The 25,871-nt window shown below is 57.4% G+C and carries 22 protein-coding genes; 11 read left to right on the top strand and 11 right to left on the bottom strand.

The window, feature by feature from the left end; genetic code table 11:
- Nucleotides 1–10 precede the first annotated feature (10 nt).
- The 4 genes from bcsA to EAW52_RS08515 are packed head-to-tail and all read left to right on the top strand — an operon-like array spanning nucleotide 11 to nucleotide 9,837.
- Complete coding sequence (gene bcsA / locus EAW52_RS08500; RefSeq protein WP_122042098.1) at nucleotides 11–4,384, top strand: UDP-forming cellulose synthase catalytic subunit; 4,374 nt, start codon at nucleotides 11–13, stop codon at nucleotides 4,382–4,384.
- Between the two features lie 2 nt (nucleotides 4,385–4,386).
- On the top strand, nucleotides 4,387–8,358 hold the full coding sequence (locus tag EAW52_RS08505) for a cellulose biosynthesis protein BcsC (protein ID WP_122042099.1): 3,972 nt from the start codon (nucleotides 4,387–4,389) through the stop codon (nucleotides 8,356–8,358).
- Nucleotides 8,358–8,819: a cellulose biosynthesis protein BcsD gene (gene bcsD / locus EAW52_RS08510; RefSeq protein ID WP_122042100.1), complete on the top strand. Its 462-nt coding sequence runs from the start codon at nucleotides 8,358–8,360 to the stop codon at nucleotides 8,817–8,819. The genes EAW52_RS08505 and bcsD overlap by 1 nt, the downstream gene beginning before the upstream one ends.
- Nucleotides 8,820–8,844: 25 nt before the next feature.
- Nucleotides 8,845–9,837 carry a glycosyl hydrolase family 8 gene (locus tag EAW52_RS08515; protein WP_256680816.1) on the top strand — a complete coding sequence of 331 codons (993 nt, stop codon included), beginning with the start codon at nucleotides 8,845–8,847 and terminating at the stop codon, nucleotides 9,835–9,837.
- Nucleotides 9,838–9,879: 42 nt separating this feature from the next.
- Here the strand turns inward: EAW52_RS08515 and EAW52_RS08520 are convergent, their stop codons facing one another.
- The 6 genes from EAW52_RS08520 to EAW52_RS08545 all read right to left on the bottom strand — a co-directional run bounded on the left by EAW52_RS08520 (nucleotide 9,880) and on the right by EAW52_RS08545 (nucleotide 15,829).
- A complete protein-coding gene (locus EAW52_RS08520) occupies nucleotides 9,880–11,211 on the bottom strand; it encodes a deoxyguanosinetriphosphate triphosphohydrolase (protein ID WP_010795068.1) in 1,332 nt (443 codons plus the stop codon).
- A gap of 110 nt (nucleotides 11,212–11,321) precedes the next feature.
- Entirely contained in the window at nucleotides 11,322–12,500 is a 1,179-nt protein-coding gene (locus EAW52_RS08525) for an EAL domain-containing protein (RefSeq protein ID WP_122042102.1), read from the bottom strand.
- 134 nt (nucleotides 12,501–12,634) lie between these two features.
- Nucleotides 12,635–12,988, bottom strand: coding sequence for a hypothetical protein (locus tag EAW52_RS08530; RefSeq protein WP_122042103.1), 354 nt, complete (start codon nucleotides 12,986–12,988; stop codon nucleotides 12,635–12,637).
- Nucleotides 12,985–13,380: a phage holin family protein gene (locus EAW52_RS08535; protein WP_010795065.1), complete on the bottom strand. Its 396-nt coding sequence runs from the start codon at nucleotides 13,378–13,380 to the stop codon at nucleotides 12,985–12,987. Before EAW52_RS08535 ends, EAW52_RS08530 begins: the two co-directional genes overlap by 4 nt.
- Before the next feature lie 16 nt (nucleotides 13,381–13,396).
- Entirely contained in the window at nucleotides 13,397–13,777 is a 381-nt protein-coding gene (locus EAW52_RS08540) for a YqjD family protein (RefSeq protein WP_019365812.1), read from the bottom strand.
- A gap of 96 nt (nucleotides 13,778–13,873) precedes the next feature.
- Nucleotides 13,874–15,829, bottom strand: coding sequence for a monovalent cation:proton antiporter family protein (locus EAW52_RS08545; RefSeq protein WP_122042104.1), 1,956 nt, complete (start codon nucleotides 15,827–15,829; stop codon nucleotides 13,874–13,876).
- 193 nt (nucleotides 15,830–16,022) lie between these two features.
- On the opposite strand from EAW52_RS08545, the gene EAW52_RS08550 reads away from it, so the two are divergent.
- On the top strand, nucleotides 16,023–16,265 hold the full coding sequence (locus tag EAW52_RS08550) for a glutaredoxin family protein (protein WP_122042105.1): 243 nt from the start codon (nucleotides 16,023–16,025) through the stop codon (nucleotides 16,263–16,265).
- Between the two features lie 250 nt (nucleotides 16,266–16,515).
- Nucleotides 16,516–16,776 (top strand): DUF3509 domain-containing protein, encoded by a 261-nt coding sequence (locus tag EAW52_RS08555; protein WP_169715110.1) that lies wholly within the window; start codon nucleotides 16,516–16,518, stop codon nucleotides 16,774–16,776.
- A gap of 157 nt (nucleotides 16,777–16,933) precedes the next feature.
- Here the strand turns inward: EAW52_RS08555 and EAW52_RS08560 are convergent, their stop codons facing one another.
- The 3 genes from EAW52_RS08560 to EAW52_RS08570 form a co-directional block, all read right to left on the bottom strand.
- Nucleotides 16,934–17,428: a hypothetical protein gene (locus EAW52_RS08560; protein WP_162997611.1), complete on the bottom strand. Its 495-nt coding sequence runs from the start codon at nucleotides 17,426–17,428 to the stop codon at nucleotides 16,934–16,936.
- A gap of 15 nt (nucleotides 17,429–17,443) precedes the next feature.
- Entirely contained in the window at nucleotides 17,444–17,722 is a 279-nt protein-coding gene (locus EAW52_RS08565) for a DUF3509 domain-containing protein (protein ID WP_010795059.1), read from the bottom strand.
- Between the two features lie 193 nt (nucleotides 17,723–17,915).
- Nucleotides 17,916–18,587 (bottom strand): haloacid dehalogenase type II, encoded by a 672-nt coding sequence (locus tag EAW52_RS08570; protein WP_122042107.1) that lies wholly within the window; start codon nucleotides 18,585–18,587, stop codon nucleotides 17,916–17,918.
- Between the two features lie 143 nt (nucleotides 18,588–18,730).
- Here EAW52_RS08570 and EAW52_RS08575 point away from each other — a divergent pair, with 143 nt between their 5' ends.
- From EAW52_RS08575 to EAW52_RS25895, 3 genes are all read left to right on the top strand, one after another.
- Nucleotides 18,731–19,690, top strand: a complete 960-nt coding sequence (locus EAW52_RS08575; protein ID WP_122044751.1) for a PfkB family carbohydrate kinase — start codon at nucleotides 18,731–18,733, stop codon at nucleotides 19,688–19,690.
- Complete coding sequence (locus EAW52_RS08580) at nucleotides 19,683–22,094, top strand: glycoside hydrolase family 65 protein (protein ID WP_122042108.1); 2,412 nt, start codon at nucleotides 19,683–19,685, stop codon at nucleotides 22,092–22,094. Before EAW52_RS08575 ends, EAW52_RS08580 begins: the two co-directional genes overlap by 8 nt.
- A gap of 217 nt (nucleotides 22,095–22,311) precedes the next feature.
- Nucleotides 22,312–22,518 carry a hypothetical protein gene (locus EAW52_RS25895; protein WP_026003743.1) on the top strand — a complete coding sequence of 69 codons (207 nt, stop codon included), beginning with the start codon at nucleotides 22,312–22,314 and terminating at the stop codon, nucleotides 22,516–22,518.
- A gap of 493 nt (nucleotides 22,519–23,011) precedes the next feature.
- On the opposite strand, the gene EAW52_RS08585 is transcribed toward EAW52_RS25895, so the two are convergent.
- Complete coding sequence (locus EAW52_RS08585) at nucleotides 23,012–23,560, bottom strand: hypothetical protein (RefSeq protein WP_122042109.1); 549 nt, start codon at nucleotides 23,558–23,560, stop codon at nucleotides 23,012–23,014.
- A 159-nt stretch (nucleotides 23,561–23,719) separates the two neighbouring features.
- On the opposite strand from EAW52_RS08585, the gene EAW52_RS08590 reads away from it, so the two are divergent.
- Together EAW52_RS08590 and EAW52_RS08595 are read left to right on the top strand one after the other, a co-directional pair.
- Nucleotides 23,720–23,953 carry a hypothetical protein gene (locus tag EAW52_RS08590; RefSeq protein WP_010795051.1) on the top strand — a complete coding sequence of 78 codons (234 nt, stop codon included), beginning with the start codon at nucleotides 23,720–23,722 and terminating at the stop codon, nucleotides 23,951–23,953.
- A gap of 222 nt (nucleotides 23,954–24,175) precedes the next feature.
- Complete coding sequence (locus EAW52_RS08595; protein ID WP_122042110.1) at nucleotides 24,176–24,502, top strand: hypothetical protein; 327 nt, start codon at nucleotides 24,176–24,178, stop codon at nucleotides 24,500–24,502.
- Between the two features lie 51 nt (nucleotides 24,503–24,553).
- On the opposite strand, the gene sstT is transcribed toward EAW52_RS08595, so the two are convergent.
- Nucleotides 24,554–25,768, bottom strand: a complete 1,215-nt coding sequence (gene sstT, locus EAW52_RS08600; RefSeq protein ID WP_122042111.1) for a serine/threonine transporter SstT — start codon at nucleotides 25,766–25,768, stop codon at nucleotides 24,554–24,556.
- Nucleotides 25,769–25,871 lie beyond the last annotated feature (103 nt).

Raw genomic sequence — 25,871 nt, forward strand, 5'->3', positions numbered from 1 at the left:
GGAATCAAGGATGAATTCTGGAGTCGGAAAGCTCGCAGCCAGCGGGCTTGTTGTTCTGGCGTTGCCCATCCTTGCACTGATCATCATGGTGCCGATGAGTATCGAGATGCAGCTGCTGCTAAGCGTGGCTGCCATCCTGTTTACGATGGTGCTCAAGCGCAATCCTTCTTCCCGAATCACCCTGACGCTGGTGGTCATCTCGATCACGCTTTCGACACGCTATCTCTACTGGCGTACCACCGAGACGCTGCACTTCAGCAATGGCGTGGAGTGGGTTCTGGGCATCGGTCTGTACCTGGCCGAGGTCTACGCCTGGATCATCCTGCTGTTGGGCTATTTCCAGAGTGCATGGCCGCTTGAGCGCAGGCCCAGCCGTCTGCCAGCCGATACCTCGGTGTGGCCAAGCGTGGATGTCTACATTCCGACCTATAACGAGAGCCTGAGCGTAGTACAGGATACGATCCTGGCTGCCCAGAATCTGAATTACCCGGCCGACAAACTCAGGATCTATGTACTCGATGATGGTTGCCGACCCGAATTTGGTGCATATGCCGCTGCCGCAGGCGTGGGATATATCGTTCGGCCGGACAACAATCATGCGAAGGCCGGTAATCTCAACCATGCGATGACCAAGACCCACGGCGACCTGATCTGCATCTTCGACTGTGATCACGTCACGACCCGGGTTTTCCTGCAGGCCACGGTCGGGCAGTTCCTCGATGACTCCAAACTCGCCTTGGTGCAGACGCCACATCACTTCTATTCGCCAGACCCGTTTGCCCGCAACCTCAGTACCCAGGGCAAGGTTCCTAGTGAGGATGAGCTGTTCTATGGCCCGATTCAGAAGGGCAACGACCTGTGGAATGCCACGTTCTTTTGCGGCTCTTGTGCCATTATCCGCCGCAAGGCCCTGGAGGATACGAACGGATTTGCCGTCGAGACCGTAACCGAAGACGCGCATACGGCGCTCAAGCTGCAGCGCAAGGGTTGGAACACAGCCTTTATCAGCGTCCCCATGGCAGCAGGCCTTTCAACAGAGCGCCTAGCCTTGCATGTCGGTCAGCGTATGCGCTGGGCGCGAGGCATGACGCAGATCTTCCGGCTGGATAACCCGCTGCTCGGAAGGGGTCTGGCATTGCCTCAGCGGCTCTGCTATCTGAACGCCATGCTGCATTTCCAGTTTGCCCTGCCGCGCTTTGTCTTCCTGACATCGCCGCTGGCCTTCCTGCTGCTGGGACAGAACATCATCGCTGCCTCGGCGCAGACCATTTTTGCCTATGCCTTGCCCCATCTGGTGCTGTCGATCCTGACCAACGCCCGTATCCAGGGTAAACACCGTCATTCCTTCTGGGGGGAAATCTACGAGACGGTGCTGGCCTTTCACCTGATCAAGCCCACGCTCTATACGCTGTTCAACCCCAGGAAGGGCAAGTTCAACGTGACGGACAAGGGCGATCTGCTGGACCGGGGCTTCTTCGATTTTCCTGTGGTGAAGCCGCACCTGATTACGGTGGGCTTTTTGTGTGCCGGCATCCTGTTTGGTATTGCCAAGTATTTCTGGATCGAAGCAATTCGGCCGGATCTGTTCACGCTGATGCTCAACATTGGCTGGACAGTCTTCAACATGTTGATCCTGTTGGCGGCCATTGCAGCGGCACTCGAGACCCGGCAGGTGCGCCAGACCGTGCGGCTCGCTGTCAATCTGCCGATTCTCATGTACCTGGCCGATGGCCGTGTGGTGCGTAGCGAGTCGGTGGATATTTCCATGGGTGGTGCGCGGCTTCGTTATAAGGGCGGTGAGTTGTCCGCGCCAGTCGAGGAGATCGAGATCCAGTATGGCGAGTCGCCTCTGATCCTGGGTACAGACATGGTCAATGCCCGCGATGGCTATGTGCAGTTGCGTTACAAACCCCTCTCAATTGCCCAACGCCGAGATTTGGTGGCTATCGTCATGGGGCGGCCAGATGCCTGGCTCAAGACGCACCCGACACAGGAAGATAACCCGCTGCGCTCATTGTGGAATGTGATCCGATCGGGCGCGCTACTGGTCAGGCGGCCGACCAGACGCTCGCCCGGCAACGCAACCAATGCTCGCAAGCCACGGGGATTTGCCAGGGCGCTGATGCCTGCCGCCGCCCTGGTGGTCGTTGCTGTGCTATGCATTATTTCCTTGCCGTCCAAGGCTGATGAGCAGCCCCTTCCGCCGCTCCCGGCCTTGCCGCCACCCGTCAGTACAATAACCTCTGCTGGCATGCCTGCTATGCCCGGCAGGGTTGAATCGATCAGCCTTAGCCGGTTGGGCGTGTCCGACGCACTGATGCTAAAGGGGCGGCGAGGGGAGGCGGGCGTAGCTTTTTCCATCAACCGCCAGCAGGTGGTTACAGGCGCGACGCTGCACCTGCGCCTCAGCTATTCCGACAAGCTTTTAACCGAGAGCAGCGTCCTGCAGGTATCGGTCAACGATGAGCTGATTCAGAACATTCCATTGGTACCTGCTACCGCCTCGGGACTGGACGTCGATCTGCCTATCAATCCGCTACTCCTGCTGCCTTATAACCGGTTGAACCTGCGCCTCGATGCGCATTATTCACAGCAATGTGAGAACCCGTTACATCCTGCGCTGTGGGCCAGAATAGACCCTGCCTCCACGCTGGAACTGGCCTTGGAAAGGCTGCCTATTACGCGCGATCTGGCGCTGCTGCCGGCACCCTTTTTCGATGAGGCGGATATGAGCCGCCTGCGCCTGCCTGTGGTACTGCCCGATCAACCTGAAGCGGGTGAGATAGAAGGCGCTGCGATAGTCGCCTCCTGGTTTGGTATGCAGTCCCGCTTTCGTGGCGCTGAATTTCCGGTCAGCTTCAATGAGCTGCCGATGGGGAATGCCGTTCTCATTGGCACGGCACGCGAATCCTTTACAGGTTTAACCCTGCCAGCGATTGAGGGTCCTATGCTGGCCGTGGTCGATAACCCCCGTGATTCCCTGGGCAAGCTCCTGCTGGTGCTGGGGCGTGATGCATCGGAAGTCCGCGTCGCCGCTCAGAATCTGGTACTAAGGTCGGATCGTCTGAAAGGGAAAGCTGCTAATTTAGCGCCGTTTTCGATCCCGGCCCGCCGGCCTTACGATGCGCCGCGCTGGATCTCCAATCAGGTTACCCGCTTCGCTGATCTGGCAAAGCCTGAGGCGCTGACCAGCGACAATCTCTTTCCAGGTGTCATCAAGATAGGTTTTCGCGCTGCACCCGATAACTTTCTCTGGGAAGGCGACAATGTGCCGATGCGCATACGGTTTCGCTTCCCCGAAGGGGATTGGTACGACGCCGCACGCTCCCGACTGGATGTCTCACTTAACGGGCAATACCTGAGTTCAGTATCGGTACTCAAGCCGGGCCTGTATGAAAAGGTAAAGTCACTGCTGGGCTACCCCAGCCGCCAGGAAGATGCAGTGATCGAAGTGCCACCGTATCTGATCTATGGCGATAACCAGCTAGGGTTTTACTACAACCAGCAGGTCACCAGCACCGAAGACTGCAACCTCGTGCTGCCGGAGTCAGCGCATAGCTACATCGACGGCGACTCAGTAATTGACCTGAGCGGAGCCAAGCACTTTTCACAGCTGCCCAATCTGTCTTTCTTCGTTGGCGCCGGCTTTCCCTTTACACGTATGGCCGATCTTTCCCAGACGGCGCTCATTCTGCCTCATTCACCCCGCGCCAGTGAGATTGAGGCCTTATTGACGCTGATGGGGCGTTTCGGTGATGCCACGGGCTATCCTGCCCTTAACGCAACCGTGCTCTTGGGAACCACACGTCTGCCTGAAGTCGCGGACCGCGACTGGCTGGTGGTTGGCCAGATCGGTGATCGGCTGGATTTCAAGACGCTGTTCCAGGGCTCGTCCTTCACACTCACCCAGAACCGGCTTCGTATCGAGCCGCTCACGCCAACCGGCATGCTTGAAACAGTATTGCTGGGCGACTGGAATCGCCAGATAGATGCAGCCGACCGCACGCTGGCGGGCTATCGGGATTTTCAGGGGTTTGTCAGCCGGCAGTCTCCTCTCAACAGCAAGCGCGTCGTTGTGATGGCATTGGCTAGCCAGCCAGAGCGCCTACCTAATGTAATTACCTATTTGAACAGCCCGGAACACAGCGCCGAGATCAGAGGCGATATCGCCTTGTTTGGTCGTGATGGTCAGGTGGAGAGCTTTCGTACCGGGCTGCGCTTTACCTATGGCGAGTTGCCTTGGTTCATGTATGTGCGCTGGCTGTTCAGTGAGCGGCCCCTGGTCCTGATGGGGTTGTTGTTGCTTGCCGCAGTGCTGGCGGCATTTGGGCTTCACACACTGCTTAGGCTCCAGGCCCACAAGCGACTGGGCAAAAGGAATTGATCATGCCGAAGTATGCGCTGAAAACCTTATCGGTCGCGGTGCTGTGCGCGCTCAGCGGAATGACCTATGCCAATCTGCCTGATACGCCGATTGCAAATCAGGGTATAGACGTTTTGCTACAGCAAGCCAGCTTTTGGCAGAGCCGCAACCGGCCGGACATGGCTCGTCAGGCGCTCGACCGTGCTCTACAGGTTGATCCAGCATCCGAGGAGGTCCTGTACCGCCAGGCTCAGCTTGCCCTGGGTACTGACAGGGCGGCCTACGAAGGCTGGTTGCAGAAACTCAAACAACTGCACCCGGACAGCGCCCGCATCGAGATCCTGCAAAACCAGGCGCAGGCCAAGACGCTTGATCGCAGCGAGTTGCCGCAAATACGTCAGCTGGCAAGCCAAGGCAAAGCTGACGAGGCTGCCCTGCGCTACGGGACGCTTTTCAACGGCAATCCTCCGCCAGATGACTTAGCGCTTGAGTACTACCAGACGCTTGCAGGCACAAAAAACGGTTGGGTGCAGGGACGCGATGGGTTGGAGCAGCAGGTTCGCCGCAATCCAGCCGACCTCAAGGCGCGTCTGGCGCTTGCCGAGGCGCTGACCTACCGGGACGAGACGCGGCGGGAGGGAATCCATCAGCTGGCCGAACTGTCAGGCTCGGTGCCTGAAGCGCGGCAACCCTGGCGACAGGCGCTGCTGTGGTTGGGTGCGGAATCTTCCGATCAGGCGCTGTATGAGCGCTACGCCCAGGTCAATCCGAATGATGCCGAGGTCGTTCAGCACTTCATGACGGTGGTCAACGCTCAGGCCGAGAGCGCCCAGGGGCAGGCAAGGGCAGCAGCCTTCAAGGATTTGAACGCAGGCCGGCTCGATGTGGCTGCCCGTAAATTTCAGCAGGCGCTTCAGGAAGATCCACAGGATGCCGAGGCCTGGGGCGGCCTGGGGATCATCCAATTGCGCGCCCAGGATTACGAAGCGGCCAAGCGCAGCCTTGAGCGGGCCAGTCAGCTTGATCCGACGCAACGTGCTCGTTGGGCGGAGGCCGTAGCTAATGCCGATTTTTACGGCCGACTCACTGCCGTGCGCGCTTTACGTGACCGGGGCCGCCTGATGGAGGCCGAGCAGCAGGCACGGGTTCTGGCGCAGGCAACAGGTGAGCAGGGGCGCTCGGGCAAGCTGCTTTATGGCGACATTCTGCTGCGTAATAGCAAGGCAGCCGAGGCGGAAGCCGTTTATAAACCTTTATTGAGCGCGCGCCCGGATGACACTGCCGCGGGGTTGGGGCTGTACAACAGCTATCTCATGCAACAACGCAGTGCCGAGGCGTTGGCGTTGCTCAAGGCGCACCCTGCCGTGTCCAAACAGGCAGCCGGCAGCCTTGAGCAGGTAGAAGCGCAGGCCTTGAGCGAGCGTGCCCGTAAGGCATCGGTGGCCGGCAATAATGAGCAGGCGCTGAAACTCTATGCGCAGACCCTGGCCATTGCGCCAAACAGTCCCTGGATCCGCCTGGCCTATGCACGGCTGTTGCACGGTTCCGACCCGGTACAGGCCCAGGCGCTTATGGAGCCGGATGCGCGCCGCAACGATCCGGAAGCCTTGCACGCCGCCGCAGTATTCGCCATTGAGCAGGCACGCTGGGAGGATGCCCAGCGCTATATCGAGCGTGTTCCTTTGCTGGCTCGTACCCCGGACATGCTTCAATTGATCGCGCGCACCGAAATAAACAGCCGTATCGCCCGCGTACGCAGGATCATTGCCGGTGGTAATCCGCTCCAGGCGCGCCAAGCCCTGCGCGAACTCTACGATAATGCGCCTTCGGACCTTGGTGGACGCGGCGCTGTAGCTCAGGCGCTGGCAGATCTGGGGCAAACGGCCTGGGCATTGTCGCTGGTCAGAGCGTTCGAGCGTGACGATGGCCAGCAGCCAGTCACCCATTATGTGCCTGTCGTCTCGGTGCTGAGCCAGGCCGGTCAAACGACTGAAGCCGATCTGCTGCTGCACCAGCTGGAGCGTCGCGGGCGATTGTCGGCAGTGGATGAGGCCAGCCTGGTCGGCTTGCGCCGGGGGATTGCTGTCAATCAGGCAGACTGGATGCGCAAGCGCGGCGACAGTGCCGGAGCGTATGACCTGTTAATGGCTGCATTGGCGCAGTCGCCGCGCGACCCGGACCTGCTGTTAGCGATGGGACGCCTCTATGATGGCGGACACATGCCCAAGGAGGCGCTGGGTGTGTACGAATACGTACTGGCGCAGACCCCTGCCAACGAGGACGCCATAAAGGGTGGTGTGAATGCCGCCCTGGCATTGAGCGATCCGGCACGCGCATCGGCCATTCTCAAGAAAGCCGGGCATACAGACAATGCCACCTCGCTTTATCTTTCGGCCCGGATCGCTCAGGCCCAGGGTAAAACAGACACCGCCATCGAGCTTCTGAAAGCGGCTCAGCGCAAGCAACAGGGCGTGGTACCTCAGGCGTCTGGTTCGTCTGCCGAGTTGGCCGCCTTGGGGCAAGGCAATCCATTCCGCAAGGAGTATGCGGTGGCTGGCTCGCCTTTGATACTGGTCGATGCAGGCGCTGATTCTGCTGTTCCAGGCTATCTGCACACGCAGCGAGCCTCTTCAGGTCTGCCAGCCGATCCATTGATGACTGATATTCAGCGAACCCTGGCGGATCTTCAACAGGCGCGGATGCCCTTCATCCAAGGGGGCATGAACATTCGTGTACGGGATGGCGATACCGGCCTGAGCAGGCTGACTGAGGTCAATGCGCCGTTGACGGTCTCACTGGTGCCGCTCGGTAATACCCGGCTGGAGCTTACCGCCACGCCTGTTTCCATCAGCGCAGGGTCGGTGGAGGGCGACAGCGCCAACCGGTTTGGCTCCGGTAGTCTCTATCGGCAGATGGCGTTCAACTTCGAGCAGAAGGTTACGACGCATTTTCTTGAAAGCGTCAATTACAGCCGAACCAACATGACGGCGGCTGACCGACAGGCCGCTGCGCAAAGTGTGCGTAATGAGCTGTTGAATGCAGATACCGGCAATGCGCTGGGTGGAAAAGGTCGCGCTTTGCTCGAAAGCCTGGTCAATAACCGCGCCAGTGCCGTGATGGCGTCCTACGAGCCGGGTTCGCAGTCCGACTCCGGGGTAGCGCTTAGCGCCGCAATCAGGCATGAACAATTCCAGGCAGATGTCGGCACGACCCCGCTCGGGTTTGAGAAGCAAAACTTGGTGGGAGGGTTCAAATGGACGCCCAAGATCGGGGATAACGGCAAGTTGTCCCTGGCCGTCGAACGGCGCGCAGTAACAGACAGCGTCTTGTCCTATGCAGGAGCCAAGGACCCGCTGACGGGCAAGCGCTGGGGTGGTGTCACCAAGACCGGTATAGCGGCTGAGTACAGTTACGACGATGGCGATGTGGGGGCTTACTATGGTGGCGACTACTTTATCTATCGTGGAGAAGGCGTTGCCGATAACCAGGCTCTGGGAGTCCATGCCGGTGCCTACGTTCGCCCCATCCATGAGACTGACCGTGAGCTCAAGACAGGGATTCACCTCGGCTGGAACAGCTTTGACAAGAATCTGAGCGGCTATACCGTCGGGCATGGCGGGTATTTCAGCCCACAAAATTACGTAGGCGTCTCGTTCCCGATCGAATACACCGCCAAGTACAACAACAAATGGGACATGAAATTCAACGTGGCGCCCGGCTTTCAGGCGTTCAATCAGAAGAGTGAAGACTACTTCCCGACCGACAAGGCCTTACAATCGAGCATGGAGTTCCTTGCAGGGCAGGGCTATGTCAGCAGCGCCCGATACAAGGGCAGCAGTGACAGTGGGCTTGCGCTCAATGCGGGCGCTAAACTCGAATACAGCCTGGGCAAGCAGACCAAGGTAGGCGGCGCGCTGAGTTACGATACCTTTGGTGATTACTCCGAAACCACAGGACAACTCTACTTGAAACACAACCTGGAGAACCTGCCGTAATGCAGTCCAAGGATATTGAACAGGCGACGCTTGCCTATTTGTCCACGCGAGAAGAGCGGGGGCGGTGGGGCAGCCTTATTCTGACGCTGATCAACCAGATGTATGAGTCGGCTGGCAGTACCGATGCGCTGGGTTTTCTGCGACTGGTAGGGGCTCGCCTGGGCGAATCCATGGCGTTAAGCGAGCAGCCTACACTTGAGGCATTGGAGAGGGTTGTCAACGAGCGCTGGAAGGCCATGGATTGGGGCTGGGTACGCTTTGGCGTGCAGGGCAAGGCTATCGAGATCGTGCATGGTGGCTATCCAATACTTGAGTCTTCCGAGCGCTGGCCCCGGAGCCTGGCTGCCGTATTGGAGGGTCTATATGAGTACATATTCCAGGCGCAGGGAGAGGAGCATCGGCTGCAGGTTCGTCTGCTGGAATCGCTCGAAGGCGCGCTGGTGTTTCGCTGTGCAGGTTAGAGCATGGCGATGTGCCCTCCTGGCTGTGCTTTGTCTGGCCTCGGCCCTTGCCTCAGGTGAGCCCTTGAGCTGCCAGCAGGGTTGGGACATCTACCAGCAGCGGTTCGTGACGTCGCAAGGACGTGTTACCGATACGGGTAACCAGGGCATCAGCCATTCCGAAGGCCAGGGCTACGCGATGCTGATTGCGGAGGCCAATGGTGATCGCAGGGCGTTTGACCGTCTTTGGAGCTGGACGAAGCAGACCCTGCAGCGTGAGGACCGATTGTTCTCGTGGAGGTACGACCCAAAGGCAAATCCTGCCGTCACCGATCGCAATAACGCATCCGATGGGGACCTCCTTATCGCCTGGGCCTTGCAGCAAGCAGGTGAGCGTTGGCAGAACCCTGCCTATGCAAAGGCTTCGAAACAGATTCGTGACGCTATTGCAGCGCATCTGATCCAGCGCGAGCAGGGCTATACGCTGCTGCTGCCAGGTCTGGAAGGGTTCAAGCGTCCAGACGGAACCGTTATTAATCTGTCGTACTGGATCTTTCCTGCCTTGCAAGCCTTTGCGCGGATCGAACCGGAAGGTCCCTGGACGACGCTTTTCCAGAGCGGCACGCAATTGCTTCAAGCCGCGCAGTTTGGTGAGGCCAAATTACCATCTGACTGGATCGCCCTGGGAGCTGACGGCACCCTGAAGCCTGCCGAAGGCTGGCCGTCACGCTTTGGATTCGATGCCGTCCGCGTGCCGCTGTATGGCGCCTGGGCAGGACTTGGCAAGCGCGGTGAGTGGCGCGCAGTCAGTACGTTCTGGCACAGCAAGGATCCGGCTTCACCGCCTGCCTGGGTCGATCTGGCCTCTGGTGAGGTTGCACCCTATGCGGCCTCCTGGGGAGTGCTGGGTATTCGCGCGCTGCTCGATGGTCAGCCGCAATCCTTGCAGGCGGACGTGTTGAAGCAGGAGGATTATTATTCCTCGTCCCTGCTGATGCTCAGCCAGATAGCGCAGGGTAACTGCGGCAAGGCTCGCTGAACTCTTCAGCCGCTCGTTTTCATGGGCGGCTGAAGAGTATGGTCAAACAGGGCTTGAGCGTCCTGTCATCTCGCGGGCCATTTCGGTGGCGTAGCTGTCCGTCATGCCGGCGATAAAGTCGATTACCCGCATGAACGAGCGGTGCAGCGGCCAGTTCGGGTCCGGCGCGCTGTTGCCTAACAGGTCCAGAATGCGCCGGTGCTTGAAGGACGGCTCACGGCCGCGATGCTGTTCAAGCGCTGCGCCACAAAACGCATTGAGCAGAATTTCAAGCGTGGTATAGGCACCGATTTCATGCAATGTCTTGCGCTTGTCCTGGAAGATTTTTTCCCGGGCCATGGCTTTGGCGCGCTGCACGCACAGCTTGGCGGGACCATCCATGTGTTCGACCAGATCGTCCTTTAGGGTACCGGCCAGCAGGGCGTCCTGTTGTTCGACAAAGGCGCGTGCCGTGGCATTGGTCAGGTGTTCGATGGCCTTGCCACGCAAGATGGCCAGCTTGCGCCGACGCGAGTCCTGTGGGCCGAGCTGGCGATAGGTTTCGGGCAGATCATCGCCTACGAGGCCCAGCAGCAGGGCTTCCACTTCGGCATAGGTGAGCAGATCCATTTCCAACCCATCTTCCAGGTCGATCAGCGCATAGCAAATGTCATCGGCCGCTTCCATCAGATAGACCAGCGGATGCCGCGCCCAACGCTCCTCGCCAAGCAGAGGAATACCCAATTTGCTGGCAATCTGTTCAAGCAGCGGCAGCTCGCTCTGGTAGCAGCCAAACTTGTGTTTCTTGTAGCCAGGTGCCTCGGCATAGCGGGACGTCCAGGGGTACTTTAAGTAAGTCCCCAATGTGGCATACGTGAGACGTGTACCTCCATCGAACTGGTGGTACTCCAGCTGTGTCAGGACACGAAAGCCTTGGGCATTGCCTTCGAAGTGCAGGAAATCGTCGCGCTCGATGTCGCTCATGTCATCCAGCCAGCCACGGCCGGCCGCTTGGGCGAACCAGTGGCGAATCGCATCTTCCCCCGAGTGTCCGAAGGGAGGATTGCCGATGTCGTGCGCCAGGCACGCTGACTGCACGATTACCCCCAGATCGCTGGGTTCGCACCAGTCCGGCAACTGATGACGTAGGCTTTCGCCTACGCGCATACCGAGCGAGCGGCCTACACAGGCGACTTCAAGACTGTGGGTCAGTCGGGTATGGATATGGTCGTTGCTGCTGACCGGATGCACCTGCGTCTTGCGTCCCAGGCGGCGAAAGGCGCCTGAGAAAATGATACGGTCGTGATCTTTGTGAAACGGGCTGCGGCCCAGTTCGGCGGTGCTGTGCACAGCCTTGCCGAGGCGCTCGCGGGTTAGAAGTGTTTGCCAGTCCAAGGCCTACCTCGCAACAACGGTTTTCGTGTGGCGTACCCTAACAGGCTTGTGCCTGTAGCCGATACTGGGGCATTGCTTACACGATAGACCGTTCTCGATCAGGCAGGTTTTCAGGTCTGAGGCTCTGTCAAAAGCGAGGCGTCAATGTCGATCAGCAGGAGCCGCTGCCCCTGGGCAATGAACTGGCCTGCCGTCATGCAGTACCGGTTAGTGGTAGCGTCCCGGTAGGTGGTGGAGAGATTCAGGCGGCGCTCATCCACGCCCTTGGCAAGCAGGCTGTAGAAGTACGGGCGCCATGACCAGTTGTGGTTCAGGTAGCGACGATTTTCCTGCCAGAACATGCCGTTCCATTCCAGATTCGGGCTTATCTGGGTGCCATGTCGATCGCACTGATACAGGCGCAGCAGCCAGGGCAGGTCGTGGGGAAGGGGAAGTGCGCTGATCATTGACCTACCTTCTGCCCAGGGACGCACCTCCTGGATAAAACGGGCCAGTTGCTGGCGCAACATCATGAGCCTTGTACGCTCTCGTAGCTTGCGCTGCACATAACGTGTTCGCAGCGCTGCAAAGCGCTCGACATGGGTCCCGGTTGGTTGAAACTGCTCAGCCGCTTGCGCAAAAAGAAAGCCTTGTATGTAGCGAGCGCCACATTCCAGTGCGAAATCAAGCTCTTCTTCCGTCTCAACCCCTTCGGCAATGATCCAGCAGCCAATCTTCTCAGCCATCAGGGCCATGGCTCTGACGACTTCACCACTGGGTCCACCCCTGGCCGCGGCTTGGAACAGGCGCATGTCGAGCTTGAGAATATCCGGTGCCAGGTCCATGACGCGATCCAGCTGTGAATAGCCTGCACCAAAGTCATCAATGGCGATTCTGGCACCGGCGGTACGGTAGCGATGAACCACGTCCAGTAAGCGTTGTTGATTACCTGCCAACTCGGTGATCTCAAACACGATACGCCGAGGGTCAATCCCCTGGCGTTCGACCTGCTTCAGGCTCGGCAATGGGTGATCCGCACGGGCGTGGCTGATCCAGCGGGGGGAAATATTCAGGCTCAGAAACCAGTCTGGTGGCGCGTCGCGGAAGCGGCTCAGGGCATTATCACGGATGTCTCGATCCAGCTGGCGCAGGTCTATGGGTGAAACCGTACGGGACGCGAACAGTGGGCCTACCGACTGACAGCTACCGTCTGCCTGACGCAGGCGGCCCAAGGCTTCTACGCCGGCGATCTGTCCGGTTGCGGTATCGATGAAGGGTTGGAAAAAGGCGAGAGGGTATCCTGTGAGCACGGGGTCCTTCCTGCGGATTAGGTCTGCCGTGAGCTGACCTGAGGTTGAAAAGAGGGTCTCTTTTCTCTCGCAAGAATGCGGCCAATATTCGCTAGGATAGAGCAGGCATATGGCGCATCCGTGCGCCAGTATTCCTAAGGGTAAGGGTGATGAGTACCCTGTTGCGCCGCGTGCTGCGCGTGCTGATTATGACGCACGGTCTGGTAACGCTTGACGAAGGGATACATGGCAAGACCTATCCGCGCCAGGCGTCCAATGGGCCCCAGGCGCTTACCAAACAACGATAGAAGCAGCGTCGCACCAATCACCAACGGCCCCTTGGACTGAGTGACCACGTCCTTGGGACGAACCATCTCCTTCAAGGTCCCGAGCGGATTGTGCAAGGGCTCGGCGTTGTAAACGATCTGCTGACGGTACAGCTCCATGCGCAGCCGTACCATTTCCTTACGCTTCTGACGGCCAACAGCCGCCGTTAGAGGTTGGTTCATGGCAGTAGGCGCTCCCGATTACGGGCCAGCTCTTCAAGCGTGGCATGGAACGGAGGATTCCCCTTTATCAGGCTCATGGCCTTCCAGACACACAGCGCCATCGCGACGGCGTAAGCGGCGGAAAGCAGAAGGGTTGCCAGCAAACGGTGAGTATCCCAGAACGCAATGATGACGGCCGCCGATAGCCCCACCAGGACTAGCAAACCGAAAATCAGGCTCAGGCCGGTCAGCAGGAACAGCTTGAAGGTGCGAACCTTCTCTTCCTGAACCTCGATACCCAGCAGCTCGAGGTGACTCTGGACCAGACCGACTGCCGCACCTGCCATCCGCTTCAGGGACGGCTTGGGTACTTCGTCTGGTATTTCATGGGGATTCGGCGGTGTCATGTCCATTCATCCCACTCCTTTATCAGCGACGGGTGAATAACAGGCCTACTACAAAGCCGATACCGGCTGCGATGCCTACGGACTTCAGCGGGTGCTCGATAACGTATTCTTCAGTGGTCTGAACGGCCGCACGGCTTTGATCGTATACGGAAGCCTGCTGGGCTTTCAGGGTTTCGCGGGCGCGGGCCAAGGTATCAGTCAGGCGGCTGCGGGCTTCATCCATCTGCTCGCCCGAAGACGATGTCGAACCTTTGAGCAGGCGCTCGGCATCTGCAATCAGTGCAGAAAACTCGGCAGTAATTGCATTCTGAACATTACGCAGGTTTTCACGGTGAGTCTGCTTTTGAGTGCTGGAATCGGTCTGGTCTTCCTGCGAGGGTGGAAGAACGCTTTCCATCGTCATATCGATACTCCTTGCAAAGATCGTGAAAGATTGAATTTCATTTGCTTCAGCGGGTTCGAACCTGTCTGGGTCGCAAAGGTTCCGTTTGTCGCTCTTTCATGACATACCGGCCAACAAGCGGGCCTCGGCCTGCTCCAACGCCGCGACCGACCCTTTGAGCAGCACGGTGTCATGGGCTTTAAGGAGTAGCTCCGGCGTGATGATCAGCTCCGTGCCGTCACGGCGGATGGTTTCCAGACTAAGTCCCAGCGCCTCCAGCTCCAGAGAGTCCAGGGACCGCCCGACCGCATGGGCATTATCGGGAAGATAGATGGCATGAAGCATGATGCGGCTGTTGCGGTGAGCATCCAGCACATCGGCTTGTGCGCCTTGGTAATAGCCTTGCAGCAGGCTGTAGCGCTCCCGGCGGATAGTGTCGATACGCTCCTGGACGTGGCGCTCCGATAACCCCAGGAGAAGTAGCGCCTGAGATCCCAGCATCAGGCTTGACTCAAGCAGTTCGGGAACAACGGCACTGGCACCTGCAGCGCGCAGGTCGGCGTTGAGGCTGCTGTCTCGTGTGCGCACCAGGATAGGTAGATCCGCCCGTTGCTGACGTGCCAGGCGAACAATGGCCAGCGCCCGGGACGGGTCGTCTACCGCAACAACCAATAGGCGGGCATGGGAAATGCCTACGGCCTCCAGGAGCTCGGTACGACTAGAGTCTCCATAATGAACGCTTGCCTCGATAGCCACGGCTTCCTGGACCCGAACAGGATCGTTATCCAGCGCTGTGAACGGTATTTTCTCCAGACTCAGCAGTCGGGCGATCGACTGCCCGACCCGGCCGAAGCCGCAGATGATCACATGCCCGGCGAGACCCTCGCTGGCACTGGCAATGTCCGAGACGGGTGTTGGGCTGACCAGCCCCAATGATCGGGCCAGCCGCGAAGCATTGCGCAGCAGCACAGGCGCAATGGCCATGGAAATGAAAACAGCCGTCAACAGCGCACCGGAGAACATTTCTTCCACCAGTCCTTCCTGCCTGGCCTGCGCCACCAGCGCAAAGCAGAACTCGCTGCCCTGGGCCAGCGCCACGCCCGTGCGCCAGCCGGTGGCGTTATCGCCAAAGCGGTTTCGAACGACCAGTGCCACGATGAGTGCCTTCAGGACGACCAGTGCCAGGACCAGGAGCAGTACGAAACCGGGTTGACGTATGACGACCTGTATATCGATCAGCATGCCGACACTGATAAAGAACAGGCCTAGAAGCACATCTCGGAAAGGACGCAAATCCGCTTCGACCTGATGCCGATAATGGCTCTCCCCCAGCAGCATCCCCGCCAGAAATGCGCCAAAGCCCATGGAAAGGCCCATCAGGTGCGTGAGCCAGGCGGTGAGCAGGACGATCAGCAATGCCAGCAGCAGAAACAGCTCGGCGGAGCGGGAGCTGCCGATTTCACGAAACAGGGGAGGCAAGAGCCAGCGGCTGGCCGCCAATAGGGTGATGAACAGGACGGCCGTCTTGCCCAAAGTAAGGGGAAGGGCCCAATACCACACGGTATCGGCATGCCCGCTGAAGACCGGAATCAGGGTCAAAAGCAGTACCGCGACCACATCCTGAAAAAGCAGGACGCCTATGGTGTTCTGACCATGGGGCGTCAGCACTTCGCCCAAGGTGGAAAGCTCTCGCGTCACGATGGCGGTTGAGGACAGTGACAGTCCAACCCCTAACAACGCGGCAGTTCCGGGCGAGGCGCCCAGCAGATTCAGGAGCAGTGCCAGCGGAATGCTGCATAGCAGAATCTGGAAACTGCCCAGCCCGAAGACGACCCGACGCAACGCCAGCATGCGAGGCAGGGAAAATTCCAGGCCTAGCATGAAAAGCAGAAACACGACGCCCATCTCGGCAATCAGGGGAAGAGACTGATCCGGCTGAACCCAGCCCAGGGCATTGGGGCCCAGGACCAGACCTACGAACAGATAGCCCAGCAAGGGCGGCAGTCCGACTCGGCGTATCAGCGAGATGACCACCAGGGACGCCGCCAATAGCAAAAGAAGATCAATGAACACGTAGGCCTCACAGTCAGGTTACGTCACTAAGTCGACCACGTAATGAGGGGTTATCTCCCCTTCGAATACGCCAAGCCCCGTGATGATGAGCAAAAGTCTAAATGAGCCAGCGTAAACTCCATTGAGGTATATCAATGCCTGGCTTGCTCAATCCGTACCATACTGAAAGATGTTGCACGTTTAGGAGGTGGCCATGAGCCCGCATTGTCAGTTGTTGGTTACCGCAGCCTGCCACCTCTGTCATGACGCGGAAAAGGTACTGATGCCCTTCGTCGAGCATGGTCTGCTGGTCGAAGCCGTTGATATTGTGGAATTGGACGGAGGCGTGGAGCGGTACGGCATGCGAATTCCGGTACTGCGTCACCTGGAAAGTGGACGAGAGCTGGATTGGCCGTTCAATTGCGAACAGATCGCTACCTTTTTAATGCAGGATTAGGTCAGTTTTATCACTGCTGATAGAGATAGGAAGGGGAGTATATGGCTCTGCTTCGTCTTTAAATCGCCCATTTTGCCAGTAGATGGCGCATTGATAGCAGCAGGATCGCGACTTCTATTGCATTTTTTCGTGAATTTCAAGTTTTTGTTGTGAACTCTGGCTTCCAAGTCACTGTCTTTTTCATCGCATTCATAAAACGTAAAACTATTTAATGAATGGGGGAATGATGAATAGCGCAACTGAAAAACTGATGACTGCCTTTCCAACTTACGAATGCTCGGTAACTGAGCCTCGTCCTGACGGAAGCGTTGTGTTCTGCGTACAGGATTTGGGCAGCGATGCGCGAGTTACGCGTGTGATTTCCGCTCGCCAGCTAAGCGATGACCGCGCGCTGCAAATCGTGATCGACGATATGCGCAAAGACGTCTCGCTTCGCGCGGGGGCGTTGGCACCGCAATCGTTGGCTACCTTGCGAGCCACGGGCGCTACCGTAATGCGTTACGCTGATTGAGGCATAGGCGTCTGTCTATGACAGCGTGTTATTGCGCTTGCTCAATCGACATCCAGCAGGCTTTGCCTGTTGGATGTCATGCGTGTTGATTTAGAACAAAAAACCCGCCATTGGCGGGTGTTGCTGTTGCGCTAAAAAGTAGGGCTGGCCATTGACGCTAGTACTTACACCCCATCAAACGACAGCCCTTGCAAGGCAGATCTGCAGGGGCTGTCGTTTCCTCCGGACAGGTGTCCGGTTTTTCAAGACCTGTATCCCAGACTGGAAAACCCAGGCCCTGCGCAGCCAGCGCGCGTCGGGCTGCCGAGACAGTACCTTTCAGCGAACCGGGTTCGCTGTATTGCACCTGACGAATGCGTGTTGAGCGGTAGGCAACGCGTCCGTACAGATCAAGTACGCTAAAGGAAAATGTTCCCTGCAGGTCAGTCAGTGTTGGCCACACCTTGAGCGGGGCCAACGCGTCTGCCAGCTCATCACATGCCAACGCATAGCGTGTCGCCATGATCGCGTCGGTAACGACTGTATTTTCTTTGGACGACAGGTTCGTCGCGTCAGCTAGCGGAATTACCGTATTAAAAGAGGAGGGCGCGCCGATCGACTCAGCAGGATCATAAGTCATCGAGACGCCACCAAGGCCGTTGGGTGAAGACATGCAGCTACTACTTGCTCAGCGGGAGATCGAATACGTCTTGTAAGGCGACAGGGAGGCCAACAGCTCCGGTACACCACAGCCACTGTCGATCGCCATGCCCAGGCGAATGCCATCGATGACGCGGTCCAGCTTTTTCGGCGTGTGCAGTTGCTCTTTGGTAATCAGACGACGAGCCTTGGTGCCGGTATCGTCCGAAAGGGTCAGCGTGACGCTTCCATCCATGCGCTCAATACGGAAATTGACGCGGTAATCAGCTTCGAAAGCCGCAGCGATAACTTGAAAAGGATTATCCATATGCCTCACCTGATAGCCACACCAACGTTACGGTTTCATTGACATAGGTCAGGTCCGCAAAGTTCTACGTTTTTTTTCTGTCTGCGACAGATGCGCATGGGTATACAGTTTGGCTGTGATCTCTGCCTGCCGTGGAGGCCGCGGCATTAGTCACTGATGGGCTCAGGAATCAGTAACATACAGAAACATCTATTCAGGCTGACTCCAGGGTCAGTATCTGTTCGACGACTGCCGTCAGGTTAGAACCCTGAACTGTAGGTGGCGCCAATGGGCTGGGTACCTGTTGAGCGGTGCGTGAAACCAGGGCGGTCTTGAAGCCTGCGCGTTGGGCGCCGGCGATGTCCCAGGCATGCACGGCAATCAGCCACAGCTGTTTCGGGTCTGTATTCAGGGTTTTGGCAGCCTGGAGATACGCAGGCGCATCCGGCTTTAGAGTCTGAGCATCTTCTGCCGAAAGCACTTCATCAAAATAGCCACGCAGTCCAGCGGTGGATAATTGGGCATCAACCAGCTCGCGTGCATTATTGGACAGGGCGACTATTCGAGCCCCTGACTTGCGCAACTGCTCAAGCGCTGGCTCGACATCGGGGTGCGCTGGCAGCATACGCATGGCGGTTTTAACGTGGTGGCGATCGGCTTCTGACAGCTGAACCTGTTCACGCTGCGCCAGCATGGTCAGCGCAGCCTGCCCAGCTTCCTCGAATGAAATGCTAGGGCCGGTAATCGTAGCGGTCATGGCGTTCTGCAGCGTCTGGGCAAACCAGGCACTACGCGCTGTGGATGAACCAAAGGTCTGGAAAAAGACCGAATCCAACCCTGCCAGATCCAGCAGTGTTTCATTGATATCGAACAGGCAACAGGTCATGGGCGTTCCTTACGTATGAGTCTAAGGTGGACAGCCTGTTGTTACACCTGGTTGCGCAATCGATCGGTAAAAACGAGCTTTCAGCGAACCTGGACAGTCGGAGCGAGTCCTCCTTAGTGCTCTTTTCTCATGGGAGAAACGCCTTGACCCGCTCTACATTGCTATCCCTGGGCAGCATCAATGCAGACTTTCAAATGCGGCTCGATGAGGAGCCAGGTAGTGCCGAAACCTTGCTCGCTCATGACCACGTTCGCCTTTCGGGAGGCAAAGCGGCCAACGTAGCCTACTTGGGTGCGGTATTCGGATGTACGTCTCGGCTGCTGGGCTGCGTGGGAGACGATGATCTGGCAAGACAAGCCCTGTCGCCTCTGCAGGCTGCAGGGGTCGATATAGGTTCGGTTTGCACGGCGCGCGGAGCGACTACCGGGGTTTCCATCATCATGGTCCCACCCAAAGGCAAGAAACAGATCGTTTTGGCAACCAACGCCAACGATCACTGGGATGAGACATCTGCCCAGGCCATGGTTGAGGCGATCAGGCAGACCGCTCCGCCGGCGTTGCTGACAGTGGACTATGAGATACCTGCCTGGGTAGTGCGTAAGGCTGTCGAGGCGGCAGACCAGCGTACCGTTCCTGTCGTAATGGACTTGTCCTTTCCCGACCGCGTTGAAAAGGCATTGCTGAGCAAGGTTCTGGCGGTATCGCCCAATGCCTCCGAAGCCGAGGGAGTCACCGGCATCACGATCGACTCTCCCGAATCGGCCTTGGAAGCGGCTCGAACGCTTCATGAGTGGGGCGTCTCGATTGTGTGCATCAAGCTGGAAGATGGCGGTTGTGTGCTGATAACCGAGGAGGACGCAGCGCTTATTCCGGCAGGAGAGGCTGATGTAGTCGACAGCACGGGGGCCGGTGATGCGTTCACAGGCGTTCTGTCGATTGCCCTGCTGGAAGGCCTCGCACCGCTGGAAGCCGCTTTGCGAGGCGTTGCTGCTGCCAACCTGGCGGTAAGAGGATACGGCTCGCAACCTGCCTATCCTTCGCGCGAGGAGGTGGAGCAGCAGGCGGACCGGCTGAGAGCAGGGGTACGCAATCTCCATGAATGATGCGTTCAACACAACTCGCACCGAGATCATATTCAATGAGTACAAGCCCTCGGACGAACGTCGCCGTGAAGCACTTCTGGCACTGGGCAATGGTGTGCTCAGTATGCGGGCCAGTGCACCGGAACTTAGCGCAAGCCGTCTGAGCCAGGGGGACGACCAGCACTACCCCGGTTTTTATCGTGCGGGTTGGTATGACGATGCGCCACGCAGGGTGAATGGGACGCGCATCGCCATGTCGGCCTTGGTCAACCTGCCTGATCCGTTCGGACTCACGTTCGCGCTGGATGATGATCTGTGGTTCAACCTCGCCTCTGTCAAGCTTCAGCGTTATCGCCAGGTACTTTCACTGGACCGTGGCACGCTGCGGCGCGACATGACTTTCATGATGGGGCCGACGCGTGAAGTGCGGTTGAGCGAGACGCGTCTGGTCAGCATGGCCGACCCTGATCTGTGTGTACTGCGCTGGGAGGTGTACGTACCCGAGGGAGGCTGCATCCGGGTGCGCTCGACGCTCAACGCCGGGGTTAGAAATGCCGGGGTCAAACGTGATGCAGCCTATGAGGGGCGACGCCTGCAAACCATTGGATTCCATAGCGAAGCTGACGGTGGCGCAGCGGTGTTGGCATCCCTGCATGACCCGTCCCGCGAGGTAGCAGTTGCGGCACATACCCGGCTAAGTATGCCGGCTAGTCCCTGGCAACAGGCCGTGATGGGCGACTGCCTGTGCCTTGAGGCTACCTGTGATCTGTCTGAAGGCAGAACGCTGATCATCGAGAAATATGTAACGGTCAGGGTCGAGGGTGAAATCCCGCGTCATGAGGACAGTGGGGTAACGCTTTCGATTATGCTCGACCAACTCCGTCGGCGCTCCGATTTTGATAGCGTCCTGCAGCGGCACGCCGCCCATTGGCACAGGTTATGGGGCCGCATGGCCATGCAGCTGACCGAGCATCATCTCGCCTTGCCCCTGCGCCTGCATCGTTTCCATGTGCTTCAGGCGCTTTCGCCCAACAGTCTTGGTCAGGACATGGGGTGGCCTGCCAGAGGTTGGCAGGAAGGATATTTTGGGCAGATCTTCTGGGATGAGATTTTTGCCGTGCCCTTTCTAGCCACTCACTTTCCAGAGCTTGCTCATACGGTAGTGAACTACCGCTATGCTCGCCTCGACATGGCACGGGCGTTGGCGCGCAGGAGCGGGTATCGCGGAGCGATGTTCCCCTGGAGAAGCGGGCGAACCGGAGGGGAGGAAACCCCTCCTTATCAGTGTAATCCATTGTCCCATCACTGGGTGCCCGACCATACCTATCTGCAACGGCACGTAGGTTCAGCCATTGCCTATGATGTCTGGCAGCTGTATCTCGCCACAGGAGATCGCTCCCTGTTGAGCCACAACGGCGGCGAGCTGATTCTGGAAATTGCTCGCTTCTGGGCCAGCATGGTGCGTTTTGATCCAGAGCGGAGGCGCTATGTAATCGAAGGCGTTATTGGTCCCGACGAGTATCACAACGGGTATCCCAATACCGATGTGCCGGGGCTCGATAACAATGCCTATACCAATGTCATGGCGTCCTGGGTGTTGGCCCTGGCTCTGGAATTACTTGATCTACTACCTGACGAGGAAGCCGATGCACTTCAACAGCGGCTTGGTGTTACGCCACAGGAGCGAGTGGATTGGGATCGGATCAGCCGTACGCTGTATGTCCCTGTGCAGGGAGATGGCGTGATTAGCCAGTTTGAAGGCTTTGACCGGCTGGAGTTACCGCCCCCAAAATTTCGTCAAGATGGGCGGCCGCGCCTGGACTGGATGCTGGAGGCTCAAGGTGACAAGACCGATAATTATCAGCTGACCAAGCAAGCCGATGTGCTGATGCTACTTTACCTGTTTCCGCCTCGGGAACTGGAGCGGCTTTTTGCGCGCTTGGGCTATATCGAGCATTTGGCTGAGATTCGGCGAACGGCTGACTACTACCTGGCACGTATCACGCATGAGTCCAGTTTGTCGAAAGTGGTTTGTGCGGGTGCGTTGGCTCGTCTGGATGCGGAGCGCTCCTGGGACTACTTCAGGCAGAGCTTGCGTACCGACCTGGATGCACCTTCTGATAGCGGCATTCAGGAAGGGATTCATCTGGGCGCCATGGCTGGGTCGCTGGATGTCCTGCAGCGGCATTACCTGGGGATAGTGCCCAGTGTGGCCTGTTTACAGGTGATGCCTGCGCCTCCTGCTGCGCTCGACAATGTTTCGTTGGATATCGAGTACAAAGGGGTGCGGCTGAATGTCGCGTTGAAAGACCGGATATTGTCCTTATCTTCTGACCCTCGAAACAGCCACGACGCTTGTATCGAGTACTGGGACAACCGGTTCTCCCTGAAACCCGGCCAAGTCATCCATTTGACATGCCGCTAGGTCAAGAATAAGTCGCTACGACTATCAAGAAGTAGTCTTTTAAACCGATACCTAACGACAAGAATTAACGGTTGCAGTCATTTGACTGGTTAATAACCGCTCGTCAGGTATTTTGCTCCTATTAGTTAGCTTGCTGCCTTTGATGTGACCGCTGGATATTAAGCTTGCGTCTTCAGGCAGCTGAATCGATTTTTTAAATATCTTGTGTGGAGGTAACGTGAGAACTAAAGAAGGTGCATCGAAACGTCGTCGAGAGGGCGTATCGATCATGGAATGGCTGGTTATTGGCGTCCTCTCGGCTTATATCGTATTCAGTCTTACCGTTTTCGCACAGAAGCAGTGGAATTCACTGACTGAAGTGCAAAAAGAGCAGATCATCGAAGACATCAGCCGTGCTGCCCAAGAAACGCCGCTGCTGACCTGATTACGCTTCTTTCAAGCCCTGTGGCTTTTACCGCATAAGAATAAAAGCAAAACTACTTCATAGGATCCTGTTTAGCGGATCAGGGTATTTATTTGCCTTTGAAAAGAATATTGGGCCGTTATTTTAAATGGATTCAATGTTTCTATGCGGTTTGCTCAACAATAAAGTATTTCTGAAACCCTCAAGATAGAGCCTGTCTTGAGGGTTTTGTTTATACCAATGCACTTATATCAATTAAGTTTGATAGTTTGCTTGCGGCTTGCAACATTAATAATGACGGTGGCAAGTTGGCTCAAAGTAAACGGCTTGTTCAATACTGTAAGGTCCCTTGCCAGGGCACGTATCTCACCAGGGCCGCGAAACAGAGTCAGAGCAGAAGCGTTATGTGAGGTCATGTGACAGGACAACAGGCGGCTCCCGGATTATCCGGGACACAAAGTGTATTAAATCCATGCTTCGCCGATGAACTCAACTGTCCGTTGTTAGGAATCGGTCATTGATCAACAGGTATCCAGCCCAGGCGCTGCTCGATCGCGGTGCGATAAGGCGTTCTGATTTCAAGCGGAAGCTGCCTGACATAGTTGCAGGCATGGTCTCGAATACCCCCTTCAAGCCCATCAAGATAAGCAATGGCTTCATCAACGGAAGGCATACGGCCCTCTTCATCCCTTGACTTGGGAGGCAAAGCCGTCCAGACCACGGCATCCAGCTCCCTGTGGTCAGCCCAGGCTCGAATGCGTTCACCATACGGACCTTCGTATTCGCCTGGAATACTGCCTACGTATTCAGGACGTTCACGGTTGATCTGCTCGCGATCACGTAGCAATTCACGGGCGATATCAATGTCCTGAACATTCAACAGTGCCCAGAACGTGGGGCTATCCGGTGCGCTTGAAGACAAGGCAACCGCTAATTCTCCACCGTCACAGGTGCGGCAGAGCTCTACCGGCAACCTTGGACCATCGTTCCTCCAGGCAGAAGCCAATGGAAGCGGGCCGGGCTTCCAGATCAGGGAGCCCCAGGCAAGACAAGCAATACGCATGCTGAATACTCGCGGTTGGAATCGGAATGGGATTGGGTTGCGAAGGCAACATACAGATTTGAAGGTAAGAAACCGTTTCGGTTCAGCACAACCGACCGGGGGCAGTCAGGCGAACGATCCGATAGAATAGGTGCGCCTAGAAACTAGCCGAGTAATCGAATGAACGACTCCAAATCCAAAGTACGCCCATTGACCTGGATCGGCCTGGTGCTGTTCGTAGGCGGAGTAGTGGGGCTGGTAACGGCTCTGGTGCCGCTGATCGGTCCTGAAAGAGCGCCTCGTGACGCGGGTCACCTGACGCCCCTAGTCTTGTCGGCAGTTGTCCAGTTCATCGGTTATGTACTGCTCAATCGCAACCGTTTCCGTGGACGTAAGCAGCCAGGAAAGCGCTGATTTCCTTGAGCTTATGTAGCCATCTCATCTGTTTCTTGACCTCCATCCTGTCTGAGCCTCCAACCGCTGCGAACGAAATCACAGAAAGCGAGTCGGAAGGAATCGTTACGACTGGGTTGAAGTCCTTTAAGGATGACCGGGCCTTGAGCGTAGCGATGTCAATCAGGGTTCGGCATGGCGTGCAGCCGTGAGTGCTGCCGGGCCGGAAAAGGATGAAGATTCATGCGCAAGACAATCGTGATGCTTTCCCTAGCGCTCCTGGCAGCGTGTACCCATGGGAACAAGAATGACCAGACCGCTCAGGATGTTCAGATTGAGCGGTACATGACCGAGCAGCAACTCGTAGGCTCGATGGGTAAACCGGATCATATACAGAAGGAAGGGTCGCTGACCGTCCTTGTTTACAGGGACCGGTTGCTCAGCATGTCAGCTGATCGCTCGGATTATTCCTTTATCTTTGACGGGGGCCACCTCGTCGAATACACCCCTGGAAGGGTCAAGGTGCAGACCCAGAACGGCACGCCAAAGATTACAGTCGAGCCTGCCTGAGTGGCTGGAGTAGGGCAGCGGAAAGGGAGGTTTCTTTCCGCTGCCTAACTATCAGGCTTCCTTGGCCTGACAGGCCGCTGCCGTAAAGATCACATCGGTGGAAGAGTTCAGGGCGGTTTCTGCCGAGTCCTGAACCACCCCGATAATGAAGCCTACCGCTACCACTTGCATGGCGATTTCACTGGGAATCCCGAACAGGCTGCAGGCCAGTGGGATCAGCAGCAGCGAACCGCCCGCGACGCCTGACGCACCGCAGGCACAAACCGCGGCCACTATGCTAAGCAGAAGGGCCGTCGGAATATCAACGGAAATACCCAGTGTTTCGACTGCAGCCAGTGTTAGCACAGTAATGGTAATGGCTGCGCCAGCCATATTGATCGTGGCGCCTAGCGGAATCGAAACCGAATAGGTGTCCTCGTGCAGGCCCAACCGTTCGCACAAGCCCAGGTTGACCGGTACGTTTGCAGCCGAGCTACGGGTGAAGAACGCCGTGATGCCACTCTCGCGCAGGCAGGTCAGGACAAGGGGGTAGGGGTTGCGTCGTGTTTTCCAGTACACGATGAGCGGGTTAACCACAAAGGCCACCAGCAGCATGCAACCAATCAATACGACCAAAAGATGCAGGTAACCCGCCAGGGCATCAAACCCGGACGTTGCCAGGGTCGAGGATACAAGACCGAAAATGCCGAGCGGCGCAAAGCGAATCACGAAGCGAACAATACTCGAAACGCCATCCGCCAGATCAGTGAACATGGTACGGGTCGTCTCGCTGGCATGGCGGAAGGCAATGCCCAGGCCAATGGCCCAAGCTAGAATACCCATGAAATTGGCATTGATAAGCGCGTTGACCGGGTTGTCGACGATGCTCAGCAGCAATGTTTGCAATACGCTGCTGATCCCTTCCGGTGGGCTGATATCGCTGGTATGAGCGACCAGCGTTAAGGTGGATGGGAAGAGAAAGCTGGCTAGTACGGCAATTATCGATGCAGACAGCGTCCCGATTACATATAACCACAGGATGGGTTTGATATGGGTAGGTTGTCCCTGCTTGTGATTGGCAATGGAGGACGCTACCAGAACAAATACCAGGATCGGCGCAACCGCTTTCAGGGCTGTGACGAACACGGAGCCGATGAAACCTGTGGCCTGGGCCGCAGAGGGCGCAACGAGCGCAAGCACGATGCCGGCGATCAGTCCGATGAGAATCTGCGTCACCAGACTGGAGCGCATCAGCCAGTTCAGAAAGGGGTTTGTAGCTTGGGTCATGGCAAGATCAACTTATAAGAAAGCGGGGCGATGTTGGCAAAGACGGGGTTCGTGCGTTCCCTTCACGCGAGTTGAATACACGCCGTACAGGATCAGTCTGTCC

Source organism: Pseudomonas sp. LTJR-52 (assembly GCF_003691465.1).
Classification (GTDB): domain Bacteria; phylum Pseudomonadota; class Gammaproteobacteria; order Pseudomonadales; family Pseudomonadaceae; genus Chryseomonas; species Chryseomonas luteola.